This is a genomic window from Flammeovirga pectinis (assembly GCF_003970675.1).
GTDB classification, from domain to species: Bacteria; Bacteroidota; Bacteroidia; order Cytophagales; family Flammeovirgaceae; genus Flammeovirga; species Flammeovirga pectinis.
Genome location: NZ_CP034563.1, coordinates 306230 through 320989, shown reverse-complemented (window position 1 = coordinate 320989; position 14760 = coordinate 306230). Strand labels below are relative to the sequence as shown.

7 protein-coding genes are annotated in these 14760 nt (G+C 34.6%); 3 read left to right on the top strand and 4 right to left on the bottom strand.

Features of this window, described 5'->3' with window-relative positions; translation table 11 throughout:
• Positions 1 to 111: 111 nt before the first annotated feature.
• From EI427_RS21725 to EI427_RS21710, 4 genes are read right to left on the bottom strand one after another with little or no spacing between them, the layout of a single operon-like run.
• Positions 112 to 1926 carry a hypothetical protein gene (locus EI427_RS21725; RefSeq protein WP_126618973.1) on the bottom strand — a complete coding sequence of 605 codons (1815 nt, stop codon included), beginning with the start codon at positions 1924 to 1926 and terminating at the stop codon, positions 112 to 114.
• Between the two features lie 13 nt (positions 1927 to 1939).
• Positions 1940 to 4702, bottom strand: a complete 2763-nt coding sequence (locus EI427_RS21720) for a sulfatase-like hydrolase/transferase (protein ID WP_126618971.1) — start codon at positions 4700 to 4702, stop codon at positions 1940 to 1942.
• Positions 4703 to 4724: 22 nt separating this feature from the next.
• Positions 4725 to 6266, bottom strand: coding sequence for a RagB/SusD family nutrient uptake outer membrane protein (locus EI427_RS21715; RefSeq protein WP_126618969.1), 1542 nt, complete (start codon positions 6264 to 6266; stop codon positions 4725 to 4727).
• A 10-nt stretch (positions 6267 to 6276) separates the two neighbouring features.
• The gene (locus EI427_RS21710) at positions 6277 to 9441 is read right to left on the bottom strand and encodes a SusC/RagA family TonB-linked outer membrane protein (RefSeq protein WP_126618966.1); all 3165 of its coding nucleotides are present in this window, start codon (positions 9439 to 9441) and stop codon (positions 6277 to 6279) included.
• A gap of 484 nt (positions 9442 to 9925) precedes the next feature.
• On the opposite strand from EI427_RS21710, the gene EI427_RS21705 reads away from it, so the two are divergent.
• The 3 genes from EI427_RS21705 (at position 9926) to EI427_RS21695 (ending at position 14756) form a co-directional block, all read left to right on the top strand.
• Positions 9926 to 12304, top strand: a complete 2379-nt coding sequence (locus tag EI427_RS21705; RefSeq protein WP_126618964.1) for a glycoside hydrolase family 3 N-terminal domain-containing protein — start codon at positions 9926 to 9928, stop codon at positions 12302 to 12304.
• 117 nt (positions 12305 to 12421) lie between these two features.
• Positions 12422 to 13351 carry an alpha/beta hydrolase gene (locus tag EI427_RS21700; RefSeq protein WP_126618961.1) on the top strand — a complete coding sequence of 310 codons (930 nt, stop codon included), beginning with the start codon at positions 12422 to 12424 and terminating at the stop codon, positions 13349 to 13351.
• Positions 13344 to 14756 carry a sulfatase gene (locus EI427_RS21695; RefSeq protein ID WP_126618959.1) on the top strand — a complete coding sequence of 471 codons (1413 nt, stop codon included), beginning with the start codon at positions 13344 to 13346 and terminating at the stop codon, positions 14754 to 14756. Before EI427_RS21700 ends, EI427_RS21695 begins: the two co-directional genes overlap by 8 nt.
• Positions 14757 to 14760 lie beyond the last annotated feature (4 nt).

The following is a 14760-nucleotide window of genomic DNA, read 5'->3' as shown; positions in this document are numbered from 1 at the left end:
GACATTATTAATTTAGTGCTGTTAATAGAAAAAGTTAGTTAGTTAGTATTTCAAAAAAAGGAAGAGTAAGTTGAATTACCCTTCCTTTCAAATATAACTTTAATCTATCAATTACTCAATGATTGCATCGTATTTACTATATGTTTTGATCACAATATTTTTAAAGCCAAATGTATGACCAGTCTTAGCTACTGTGTCAGGAATATTGATATAATCTTTAAATGCTAACCACGCTATATTTAAACGGTTACCGTTAATAAATTCTGTAGGAATTTCTAATACTCCAGAATTAATGTATTGCCCGTTGTCAATATCAGTACCTGTTCTAGAGATATTTGCATTAGAATCTTTAGTCCAAGTAGCAGAATGAATATCATCTGACCCTGTGAAATTACTACTGTAATTTACAGAGAAGAAGTCTTCTCTATAACCATTTTCATCTTTAAGATCTTTGTTTACTCCATTATCAAATGTAAGAGTTGCTCTCTTTACATTATCAATCTCATAGCTAACCGCAATGTAACTATGTCTAATATAAGTACCACTCCAAACGTTGGCTTGTGATCTACAATAATCTCTTGATCCAGTAGTATTCCAATTGGCACCACTTCTTTCTTCATCTCCTTCAACAATTTGCTGTGTGATATAGTCGTCTCTTAATGAACTTTCTGTCATATCATCTTCTAAAAGAATTTCCTCTTTCATTTCGATTACAACTTGTACAAGATTTTCCAATCTAACATCACCTTCTGGAGTTGAAGCTACCATTGTAATAGGATAGGTTGCATCTGCAAATTCTTGATCTTCGTCTATAGTAATAACACCAGTTGTTGCATCAAATGCCATTCCTGTAGGTAACACAGTTTCTAATGCTACTGTCGTATTTCTAGGAAGTGAGAATAACTCTGGAGTTAAAGTATAAGGAGTCCAAGGAGATAGAGTTACCTTATTTTCTGCAAACGTAATTTCAGGAGAAATCATATCAACTATCTCTATTTTAATAGCTTCTTCAAATTCGAATGTTTGTGCATCTACTACTGCAACAACTGTAACAGAATATTCTCCAATTGCATTATTATGGTTTTCTGGTAAAGTAATTACTGCATTTTGATCTATTGAAATACCCGATAAACCACTATTATCTTTAATACTGAAAACGGCACCGTCTAAGAAATCTAATTCAGTTGGTGTAGCAGTAATGTCGTAGTTTCCTTGAATTTTAAAGAAGCTAGGTTGGTAAGTTAGTACAGGAGCACCGTAAATATTTACCATTACAATATCTTTTTTAATGGTAGAACCAGCAGTAGTGTTGGCTTGTACAGTTAAAGGGTATTTACCTACTTCTACATATCCTGTTTTTAAAATATGACCGTTTTCTTCATCAATTTCAAATCCTCTAGGAGCATCTAACAATTGGAAAGTACTCATTTCTACATTTTCAGTAAAGTCTACACTGTCTAAGTGAGCTACTTCACCTTCAAAATTACGTTCGTAACTAGGGGCAGGGTAAGAATAGAAAAGTTCGCCTTCTACATTTGTTACACCCATTGTCCATACTTTAGAGAAAAGTCTTTTGCCACTTACAGTAAATGCTGCAACATCTGCAAAATATTCTTTTCCTAACTCTAGTTGAGTACCATCATTAATAGAAATAACCCCTGTTTCTTTATCAATAGATGCATTTTCATAGAGCATTGAATCTGCAGGGTCTGCACTATAAAAGTTCTCTAACTGGAAATGAACACCAAAAGTATTATCATAAACAGGAGCGTCTGACTCCATGTTATCTAATGGATAAAATAGTGTACTTGAATAAGTAAGAGAATCCATATATTCTGTTCCTACAGTGTTTATAGGATCATTTTTTTGACAACTCACTATAGAAATGAGGAGTACGATGAATGCTGTGTATAGTAACTGTTTCATGTCAAATATCTTTTTAGTTGATAAGTTCAGTCAACTTTAGTTTAATATCATTTGATGCCTCTAATACCTCAAAATGTTGGATGTATGTTTTTCCTTTTTGAGTGATTTCAGCAGTATAAGTACCTTTATGGCCTCTAAATTTTACATTACCCTTGCTGTCTGATTCAGCCGATAAAGAAGTAGTCCATTCGTCAAGTTGTGCTTTCCAAACTTTAGCTTCGGCTCTTGGGTTGCCATCTAAATCAAAGAATGCTTTACGGTCTTTACCAAAAGGTGTCCAAACATATAAGCCTTCTACTTGAGGGTGACTGTAATAGATGGTCATTACTTCTTTTGTAATGTCTTTTCTATCTTGTTCTGTAAATTTCTGATAGCCAGAATCTACAATTTCAAACTCAGTACCTAACATTGGTAAGCCATATGCAGCAAATGTGTTTAAACGGTCATACAAGTCGGCAGGGTGAATGTGTTGTTTCATTCTAGACTGAAAACCAAGTGCTTCTAATGGAGCACCTTCAGCTAGAATTCCATCAATTACATTTTTATGAAATTTGATATTTCTCTCTGCTGTTTTATAAGGAGATGAGATGACTTTGTTCTCATTTAAATAAAATTTAACCGAAGGGTCTTTTCTTACTTTATCAGCATAGAAGAACCAGTGTGCCCAAGAATTTTGTAACGTAATATCTTGAACATCATGGCATTCTCTAGGTTCATTGAGTACGTCCCACTCAATTGCATCATAATCTTGTAAGCCATATTTAGTGTAAGCTTCTAAACCTGCAATAACCTTTGCTGTATCTTTTACAGCAAGTTCTTTTTGCAAGTCTTTTGTCATGTTCTTCTTTTTTTCCCAAACAAGCGCATGTCCTCTTAAAGAGATATCTTCTTTTGTTAACCAAGTAGTAATATCTTCTCCGTATTTATCAAAAAGTCTTTTATGTTTAATCTTAAAAGCATTTTCAAAACCAGTATGCTGAAACATTGGAACAAAAGCATCTTTATAAATTTGTGCTTTTTCGCCAGCAAATAAGCTAGAGTTTATTATACCACCAAAGCGGAATTGATGACTTGTTTGCTGAATTTTCACTTCACCTTCAAAAGGTTTTCCCTTCTTATCGAGTACAGTTAAAAGTACTTCACCCTTTCTGTTTTTCTCAATACGAGCATTTGCTTCTGCTAACCAGTTATCTGAATTTGTTTCAGCTTTACCTATAGAAAACTCTTTAAAATCTCTATCATTTGTAAAGAAATCTAAGAACAAGGCACGCATAGTTTCTAACTGTTGTTTGTATGCTTTGTCGTTCACTAAATTTCTAGTTTCAAGAGGATCTTCAGAATAATCATAAAGCTCTTCTGCCATCCTTTTAGAATCTGATAAAGTAGCCTTTTTACGAGGAGCATTGTTGTACCATACCGTATATCTAAGATTTCCAGATTTTAAAGAATACCCATTTATCTGCCCTCTAGCAATCTGAGTTACAGCGTATTTTTTAACTACTTTTTCAGAACCATCTAGTAAAGGTCTTAAACTTGTTCCAGAAAGTGATGTAGGTGTTGCAATACCCGCTAAATCAGTAAGGGTAGGGTAGATGTCTACAAATTCTGTAACACTTTCTACTCTTCTAACTGTATTTTGAGATGGGTCTACAATTACCATTGGCGAACGAGTAGCTTGTTCAAAATTAGAATGCTTGTTCCATAAACGATGGTCACCTAAATGCCATCCATGGTCTCCCCAAAGAATTATAATTGTATTCTTATCTAAGTTACTTTCTTTTAGTTGAGTTAATAAACGCCCAACCAAAGCATCTACATAAGAAGTTGCTGCATAATAACCATGAATTAATTTACGTTGTCCATCTTCTGATACAACTGCTAAACCATCTTGTTCACTAATATCAATTCCTTCTGTTTTGTAGCCTTTTAACTCACTAGAATTATGATAAGCTTTATCGTAACCACCAACCACTTTTTGTTGAAATTGAGCTAAAGGCACTTCTTTTTCTTGATACATCTCCCAATATTTAGAAGGAGCTGCAAATGGTAAATGAGGACGTTTATAACCTACTGCAAGAAAGAAAGGTTTATCACTATTTTCTAGGTCTTTGATGTATTGAACACCTTGGTTAGTAATAGCACCATCAATATACGCGTCGTCTGGCACATCTGCTTTTTCGTAGGCAGGTTTAAATTGTGTTTGAATCCACTTATTGATTTTATTCTTTTTGATTCCCTTCTCAATAGCTTCTTTTCTTAATTCCTTAATACGAGCTCTGTTAGCAGGATTTTGGTAATACGATAAAGAAGGTTCGCGGTATCCTTCAGGATATTTTAATTGATTTGGTAACGTATATGCAGTCCAACTTACTTCATCTTGTTGTTTATCTACAGATCTAGGATCAAAGATTTTACCTACACCATACGTTGTATAGCCATTTTCCTTAAAATATTGAGGAAGCATAACTACGTTTGGACGCTGACTTCTGATCTTCGTTTTTAAATCCCAAACACGCACAACATCAGGACGTAAACCCGTTAATAAACTTGCTCTTGATGGACCACATACAGCCTGCTGACAATGATTATTTAAGAACACAGTTCCTTCGTCTGCCAAGCGGTCTATGTTTGGTGTAATTGCAAAGTCATCACCAAAGCTACCAATAGTAGGTTTAAGATCATCTATTGCAATAAAAAGTACATTTTTCTTCTCTTGAGCATGGCCTAACGACCATGCTGCTGAGAATATGATTATGCTTAAAATTAATTTTTTCATACTATTGGATAGCTATTTATGATTAATATCCAGGGTTTTGATCGTCTACCGTGATCATTAGGTTTGTATTGATCTCACTAAGTGGAATTGGTTGTAACATTGCTTTTTCAGCATCATCATAATGTACATCTACACCTTCGTTTCCGTCTAGTTTAATACGTTCATTATGGATATTAACTACTTCATTTTTAAAGTAATCAAGACCTCTACGTCTGTTTCTAAACCATTCTCCACCTTCACCAAGTAACTCGTATTGGTACTCTCTCATAATTCTCATTCTAAATTCATCTTGAGAAAAACCTGACCAATTTGCAGGTACAACACCATCACCTCCAGTAGAGTTTCTAGCACGTGTAACTACTTCGTTTACATATTGTTCTGCTGCGCCAGGGCCGTCAATTTCATTTGTAATCTCTGCTAGCATTAATAACAATTCAGAGTAACGCATAATTACAAAGTTTGCGTCAGAGTAAGGAGTAGGCGTTTTAGGATCCCAAATCCAGTATTTTCCAACAAACGGGAAAGAATTGGCTTTGCTTCTTCTAGTCACTAAAGGATAGATTTTTTGCTCTCCATTTTCAGTACCATCACTATTGTATTTCATGTAATTGTACATCATGGTAGCTTCAAAACGAGGATCGTTAGGGTATTGATTCATGTGGTAATCAATCACTTCTGGATTAACTAAAACTCTACCCCAAGATTGCCCTACAAAAGCATTACTAGGCGTGTGTAATCTTATAATATTACCACTATTTGCTTGGTTATATTGAATTTCAAAAATAGCCTCTGTTGTATTGTTACGAGAACCGTTTTCCCAAAGCGTAGTATAATCAGAAACTAATTGGTACTGACCGTACACTTTCATTGCTTCTTCTTTCGCTTTTGCCCAATATTCAGAACCAGCATCATTACCAGCCATGTTCATGTATACTTGAGCAAGTAACATATTTGCAGCTTCTTTAGCAGGACGTCCAATTGTTTGAATCCCTTTTTCATAAAGGTTTTCTTCTGCCATCTTTAGATCGCTAATAATCAATTGGTATACACTATCTACTGCAGCTTTAGGAGCATTGATTGTATCTATATTCAGCTTTTCCGTTCTAATTGGCACTTCACCAAAAAGACGTACTAGGTTAAAATAAATTACTGCTCTTAAAAAGTAAGCTTGTCCTACTTCGTTTAAAGTAACATCAGAAGGGTTTTCCTGAAAGTTCTGTACCCCAATAATAGTTTCATTAGAACGGTTTATTGTTTGGTAAGAAGCTTTCCATACATTTTCTACAAAAGTACCGTTAGGCAATGTGTTTAATGCAGCAACACCCGTTTGGTCTTGTGCTCTACCTGAGTTAAACATTCCAGAATGGTAATCTACTAATTGAATAAAGTCAGAACTATAATAGTTATAACCTGCAATTGCAGAATAAATACCATTTACGGCAACTTTTACACCCTCATCTGTAGTGAATAAGTTCTCATCACTTAAAAATGGAGGATCTTCTTTTAAACAACTTGTAGCTGAGAAAAGAACAATGGATAAGAATATGATGAATCTATTTTTCATAATAATCAAATTAGAATGTTAAGTTAACGCCAAGAGATAACGATGTCGCATTCGGGAACGAATTCCAGTCTACACCCATAACTGTACCATCACCCATAAAAGAAGTTACTTCTGGATCGTAACCAGAGTAGTTTGTAAGTGTGAACAGGTTTCTACCAGCAAAGAATACATTAAGTCTTTCAATGCTATTCGATTTAATTGGCACATCGTATCCAATTGTAAGATTGGCTAATCTTAAATAGCTACCGTCTTCAACAATTCGATCTGTAAATAATGTTTGGTTAGGATGATCTAAACGAGGTGCTGACGCATCTGTAACACCTGGTCGCCAAGCATTGTAATAAGCATCTGGTCTAACATTTTTGTTGTTTTGGTAAGCATCCGATTCAATCAATAAGTTACCATTCACAATGTCATTACCATAAGAACCAGTAAATAATGCACTTACTGTTAAGTTCTTGTAAGTTACCTTAGCATTGAAACCAAAAGTAAACAATGGGTTAGGATCACCTATTTTAGTTAAATCACTTGCGTCGATATTACCATCACCGTTCTGATCAACAAAAGCAATATCACCTGCAGATGGAGCATTTCCATTTACGTTAGGGCCATTTGCTGCATCTTCACCAGTTTGGTAAATACCATTTGTTTTATATCCCCAGAAAATACCGACTGGCTGACCTACCATAAATATGTTAGCAGGTTGCTTAAAATAAGTACCAGAAGATACGTTACTACCTAAGTAATAAGAAGCGTTTTGCTCAACACCATTGATGTAAACAGGACTATCTGGAATACCTAAATGCGTTACTTCAGATTTAACAAAAGAGATATTACCACCAAGTGTAATGTTCCAATCTTTCTTAGAATAAAGCACACCTTCTAACATTAAATCAATACCATTATTCTCTATAGAACCTCTGTTTGTTAAATAACTTTGGAAACCTGATGAATTTGGAATCTGAATTTGTTGTAAAAGATCGTCTGTAGTTTTATGATATACATCTACTGATCCGTATAATTTACCGTTAAATAAACCGTAATCAATACCTACATTGGCTTGTGTTGTCGTTTCCCATTTAAGGAATTCATTACCCAAGTTATTTGGTCCAGCACCAATAATTGTGTTATTGTTATAATCAGTATAATAAACTACACCATAGTTGTTGTATGTTTGGTAAGGGCTAATTGCTTGGTTACCCGTCATACCCCAAGATGCTCTAACTTTTAAATTAGAAATAGTTTCAGAATGCTTTAAGAAATTCTCTTCAGAAATATGCCACGCTGCAGCTAAAGAAGGGAAGTAACCAAACTGATTTTCTGCTTTAAATTTAGAAGAGCCATCCGCTCTCATTGTTGCAGTAAATGTATACTTGTTGTCGTAACTATAGGTAAAACGACCTAAGCCAGAAAGCAATAATTCTTGACTTGTCATTTCAGAATACGGACGAACAATTGTTTGCCCTAACTGAGGTGCTCTTGCTTTTAAAGTGTGCACAGGAAAGTTTTCAGACTCACTATTTGATTGTGTAGAAGTAACTCCATCCATTACAAAACCAACAACAGCATCAATTCTATGTTTCTTACCAAATTTCTTGTTAAACATTAATAAGTTATCGACAACATAAGAATATCTATCGATACCAGAAATACCTAAAGCACCGTTGGTCTGACTTCCTTTTTGTGTAGTACTACCGTACCAAATAGAACGGCTTTTTGTTCTATAATTACCACCAGCTCTTACCTGATACTTAAAGTGCTTGTTAAAAGAATAAGTAGCGTTAAAAGAAGCGAATAATTTAAATTCTTGCGAAAGGTCTTCGTAATCGTTTATAAAAGAATAAGGGTTAGATAAACCGATTTCAGAAATATCTGCATCTGGAACAACCAAAGGTTGGAAGTTAACTACAGATTTAGTGAAAGAACGGCTACTACCACCTTTAGAACCACCCTGAGCAAATTGCCCTTGTGAGTAGTACATCGACATACGTGTATCAACTTTTAATTTATCCGAGATGTTAGATTGTAAGTTTATACGCATATCACCCGTTTTCATATTCGAGTTATCTACAATGCCGTTTAAGTCGTTAAACCCACCAGAGATATAATATTTTGTTTTATCCGATCCACCAGTTGCAGATAAACCTGCGGTAGTACTAATACCTGGTTTGTAAATTTCGTCTTGCCAATTAATTTGTTGTAATGCAGTAGGGTTAATAGAACCATCTCCATTAATAGTATGAATTTGTCCGTTGTCTAAATGATATTTAGGAAGAAACCCTTTTAGCATAGATACCTCGTTTACCATTTGAGCAAAACTAGGGGCATCTAGCACATCAATCTTTTTACTAATTGTAGATACATCTGTATTTACAAATGCACTGATTTTACTTTTTCCTTTAGCACCTTTCTTAGTTGTAATAAGTACCACACCATTTGCACCTCTAGAACCATAAATAGCTGTAGCAGATGCATCTTTAAGTACTTCAATAGATTCAATGTCTCTTGGGTTAATACCCGCTAAGCCATTTTGAATACCTTGATCTTCGTTACCGTCAGAAAAAGCATTGTTTGTATCTTCGCCTGCAGAGCTAATAACAATACCATCTACAATATACAAAGGTTCGTTGTTACCTCTTAAAGAGTTTGTACCACGTATTTTTACACTAATTCCAGATCCGGGCTGCCCCGAATTACTAGAAACTTGAACACCAGCCATACGGCCTTCTAATACTTCGTCAACACTGTTGTACTGACGAACTACATCGTCTGATTCTTTTAATTGAGAAACTGAACCTGTTAAGTCACTGGCATTTTGACTACCGTAACCAACAACAACAATTTCGTCTAGCATTTCCATGTCTTCTTTTAATACTACATCTAAATTTCTTAAAGATGTATCAAAAGGGTCTACTTCAATTCTTTTTGTTTTCATTCCAATATATGAAAATACTAAAGTAGCATTTCCATTCAGCTTTATGCTAAACTTACCATTGTAGTCCGTTTTTACACCGCTTTTTGTTTCTCTGTTATATACATTAACTCCTGGTAGAGTTATTCCAGTTTCATCTTTAATTACACCTTGGATAGTATATTCTACTTCGTTTTGTGCAATTATTTGGTCGATAGAAAATGATAGTAGTAACAGAATAAAGAGTATTTTTTTATACTTCATTATATAAGTGTTATTTTACAATAACAACCTTTTGATAAGATTATTATTTGTGAGATCATATTTGAACAGAAAACTGGCATATTTTAAAAAATTCTCGTTAGATAGCGTTGCCAGCGTTAGTAGATTTATACAAGTAAATCTTTAAGTAGTGCTATTGTCTCATTCTTTAAAGTAATGTTTTTTCATATCATTTGAAATTAAAACGGTTAAAATTTTCTTAATGTGATTCTATTTAATAGTGATACAAATCTATAAAGTGTAGATAAGACATTAGTGGTAGTTATTGTTCGTGATGGTTTGAAAAACGTTCTATGTTCGAAAATCAAACAAAACCTTTAATTTTAACACTATAAAGGACATGTTTTAAATTTTGATCAAAACGATATAGAACTATTTTCACCTTGGTAAGAATCATTTCTCTACCATAGTTTATGATTAAAGTGTGAGTTTTGTAGTCAAGAATTATTAACTTTTTAATGAGCACATGAGAAATCTAATCACCGGTTTAATCTTTATAGCAATTGCTTTTAGTAACATTTCTTGCGAAACTAGAGCAAGTAATGATAAGCCAATTTACAAGAACAGTAATATAGACGTTCAAGACAGAGTAAGAGACTTAATGTCGCGTATGACTTTAGAAGAAAAAGTTGCACAAATGGCACAGTTTGTAGGTCTTGAACACATGAAAAAAGCAGAAGAAGATCTGTCTCCAGAGGAGTTACATAACAATGATGCATTGGGATTTTATCCTGGTCTTCATTCTTCAGATATTGCAAAAATGACAGAAGAAGGAAAAATAGGTTCTTTTCTTCATGTTATCTCAGCAGAAGAGGCAAACAAGTTACAAGGTTTAGCCATGCATTCACGTTTAAAAATTCCTTTATTAATAGGCATTGACGCTATCCACGGTAATGGTTTAAATTACGGTGCTACAATCTATCCGACACCAATTGGGGTGGCAAGTACTTGGGAAGAAAACCTATCGTATAGAGTAGGTGAAGAATCTGCAAAAGAAATGAGAGCAACAGGTTCTCACTGGGCTTTTACTCCTAACATTGATATTGCAAGAGATGCACGCTGGGGTAGAGTTGGAGAAACTTTTGGAGAAGACCCTTACCTAGTAGGTAATATGGGTGTAGAAATGATAAAAGGTTTTCAGCAAGGAGATTTTACAGGAAATGAGAAAGTAATTGCTTGTGCAAAACACCTTATTGGTGGTGGTGAGCCATTAAATGGTACCAACGCATCTCCATTAGATTTATCAATGAGATCGATAAGAGAAGTACATTTACCTCCTTATAGAAGAGCAGTACAAGAAGCAAATGTATTTTCTATAATGACTGCACACAATGAAGTAAACGGTATTCCTTGTCATAATAGCAAAGAGTTTATGACGGATATTGTTCGTGATGAATATGGTTTTGATGGCTTCTATGTATCAGATTGGATGGATATTGAACGTATTCATACTTTACATGGTCAGGCAGAAAATTTAGACGATGCTTTTAGAAGCTCTGTAAACAACGGTATGGATATGCACATGCACGGTCCTAAATTCTCAGCATCTATTATTTCTGCAGTAAGAGAAGGTATTGTTCCAGAAGCAAGAGTAAATGAAGCATGTTCTAAAATTTTAGAAGTGAAGTTTAGATTGGGCTTATTCGAAAACCCTTATGTAGATGAGAAAAAAGCAGATGAAGTGGTATTTAATCAACAACATCAAGCTACTTCTTTAGAAATTGCAAGAAAATCTATTGTCTTATTAAAGAACGATGGTATTCTTCCACTTAAAAAAGGACAACATAAAAAAATCTTCTTAACAGGGCCAAACGCTGATAACGAAACAATCTTAGGAGATTGGACTTGGTACCAACCTCAAGACCGTATAATTACTGTAAAAGAAGGTTTAGAAGCTGTATCTAAAGACAAAGGCTTTAAACTAGACTACTATAACAGTGGTGAAGTTATTGGTAAAACAACAGATAAAGCAATTAAAGAAGCCGCTTTAAGAGCAGCTAAAGCAGATTTAGCAGTAGTTGTAGTTGGTGAAAACTCTATGCGCTGGGATTGGAAAAATAAAACGTGTGGAGAAAATACAGATAGAGCACATATCGATCTTCCTGGTCGTCAGCTAGAATTAATTAAAGCAATTAAGAAAACGGGAACACCAGTTCTTGCAGTACTAGTAAACGGACGTCCAATTGGAGAAGAGTGGTTAGAAAATAACGTAAGCGGTATCTTAGAAGCATGGGAACCTGGTACTTTTGGAGGACAAGCAATTACTGAAATCTTATTTGGTGATGTTAACCCTACAGCTAAATTGCCAATCACAGTGCCTCGTACAGTTGGCCAAGTGAAGTTATATTATAACCACAAACCTTCTCATTATTTCCACAAATATAAATTTACAAATAAAGATCCTCTATATGCATTTGGTTACGGCTTATCGTATACTAAATACACTACAGATAATATTGCTGTAAACAAAACATCTATTAAAGGTGATGGCACATTTACGGTTTCATGTGATGTTTCTAATATAGGAAAAGTAGACGGAGAAGAAACAGTACAGGTGTATATCAGAGATGATTATTCTTCTGTAACACGCCCAGTAAAAGAATTAAAAGCATATAGAAAAATAAACTTAAATGCAGGTGAGACGAAATCTGTAACTTTTGATTTATCTACACAAGATCTTGCATTCTTTAATCAAGAAATGGAATGGGGAGTAGAAAAAGGAATGTTTACTATTATGGTGGGTTCATCTTCTAGAGATAAAGATTTAAAAAGTGTGAAACTTGAGGTTTCTGAGACTAAAAAGTTAGAACTTAACGATTACAAGCCAAATTATCCGGCGATGTAATTGAGGTGATCACTTTAAAGAAATAATGACTACTTATAATCACTCATGCATTATTAATAATTTAGGAATTAGGCACATCAATTGGAGTGCCTAATTCCAACTTTAATCAACATTGAAATGAAACGAATTGTACTAACATCTTTTATTATTTTTTTAGCTCTGCAATTGTTTGCTCAGGTTAAACCAACCGAAAAAGTGGTTTATAAAGAGATTGGTGGTGTAAAATTAAAGCACCATATCTTTTTACCAAAAGAACAAGCAAAGAGTAAAGGAGCGGTTGTTTTAATTCATGGAGGTGGATGGAACTCTGGTTCTCCAAAGGCTTTCTATTTACAAGCACAACACTTAGCAGATAGAGGTTTAGTGGTTTTTAGCCCAGAATATAGAGTACGGAAAAAGCACGGTACAACCATTTATGAATGTGTTGAAGATACCCAAGAAGCTATAGCATTTGTCAGAAAAAATGCAAAGAAATACGGTGTTGATCCAGATAAAATTGCCGTAGGAGGTGGTTCTGCAGGTGGACATTTGGCATTGAGTTTATCTTTTATTACACCTTTAACCGAAGGTATACATCAAAAAGATTATGCTCCGAACTTACTTGTTCTTTTTAATCCAGTTCTGGGTGTAAGTAAAGAAGGTTATGGACATAGAGTTGTAGCAGAAGAGTTATCAGCAAAAGGAATTAATTGGGAAACATTTAGCCCAAGACAAAATATTGATGCATCATTTCCATCAATGCTAATTCAGTTAGGAGATCACGATAAAGTGACCTCTATACCGCTAGCAAATGATTTTGAAAGCAGATGTAAAACGGCAGATGTAAGTTGTAAATTATTGATCTATAAAGGTGCTGAACATTCTTTTTTTAATAAAGGATATGGAAAGAAACAAGGTTATCCAAAAGGTACAATAGACAACCGTTGGTTTTATGATACTATGCAAGCTTTAGATGATTTCTTAGTGGAGCAAAAGTACTTAACGGACAATTATACGGTGGAAGTTCCAGAAGGAGCAATTTATCCAATAAGAAAAGAGCATGAGTAAGAAGAGAACGGTAATTATCAGTACTCTTTTTGTGTTGTCTACGTTGTTATCGGCAAGTGCACAAAAAAAGAATGTACTCGTGTTTGTGGTAGATGATTTAGGTTACTTTGATATTGGTGCACATGGATCAGAATTTTATGAAACACCAAACATAGATCAATTGGTAAATGAAGGAGTAGACTTTACAAATGCTTATTCTTCTCACCCTAGATGTGTACCCTCAAGATATGGTTTACAGACAGGTAAAGCTCCTGCAAGAGTGGGTGCTCCTGGTAAATTAGGAAAAGATAAATGTGAATTGTCTGAAAGTGAAATATCAATAGGACAAGCTTTTAAAAATAATGGTTATACTACCTTCTTTGCGGGTAAATGGCATTTAGGAGAAACTGCTGCAACATGGCCTCAGAATAGAGGTTACGATAGTAACATTGCAGGGTGTAGTGCAGGTGCTCCAAAGTCTTATTTTTATCCATATAATGTTCCTCAAGATCCTAAAAAATCTGGGAATCATAGAAATATTGAAGGTCTGGAAAAAGGAGAAAAAGGAGAGTATTTAACAGATAGACTAACAATAGAAACAGTAAACTACCTTAAAGAGGAACATGCAAAACCTTTTTTTGCAATGCTTTGCCATTATGGTGTACACACACCTTTAGAAGCAAAACCAGCATTGGTAGAGAAGTATAAAGCAAAATTACAGACATTACCTTTTGATGGGCCAGAATTTGAACTAAAGGATGGTGAAACAAAACAACATCAAAACAACCCGATTTATGCCGCAATGATTGAGTCGGTAGACCAAAGCTTAGGCCAAGTAATTAAAACGCTAAAAGCAGAAGGTTTATACGAAAAAACGGTTATTGTTTTTACTTCAGATCATGGAGGTTTATCAAATAGAGGGGTTGGAAATAAAAGAAAAATTGCCACTTCAAACTTGCCATTAAGAGCAGGGAAAGGGCATATTTATGAAGGAGGAATAAAAGTACCTCTCGTTTTTGCAGGAGGCATATCACATAAAAAAAACACCTCTACACAGGTAGCAACAAATTTAGATATATACCCTACAGTATTAGATTTATGCGGTTTGCCATTACTACCAAATCAACATAAAGATGGCATTAGTATTAAAAAAGCAATCACAAATAATAAAGTGGAGGAACGTACAGTTTATTGGCATTCTCCAATGAGTAGACTTCGTTCTACCGGAGATACAAATTGTACTGTTGTTAGAGATGGAGATATCATATTATTTGATTTCTTTTCTGAAGGCCGTTATGAAATGTATGACTTATCGAAAGATCCTTTTGAGACGACAAACATTTATACCGAAAATGGAAAGAAGGAAAACAAACTTACGCAATTAATAAACACTTGGCGAAAAGAGATTGACGCCGTAATTCTCTAATTTT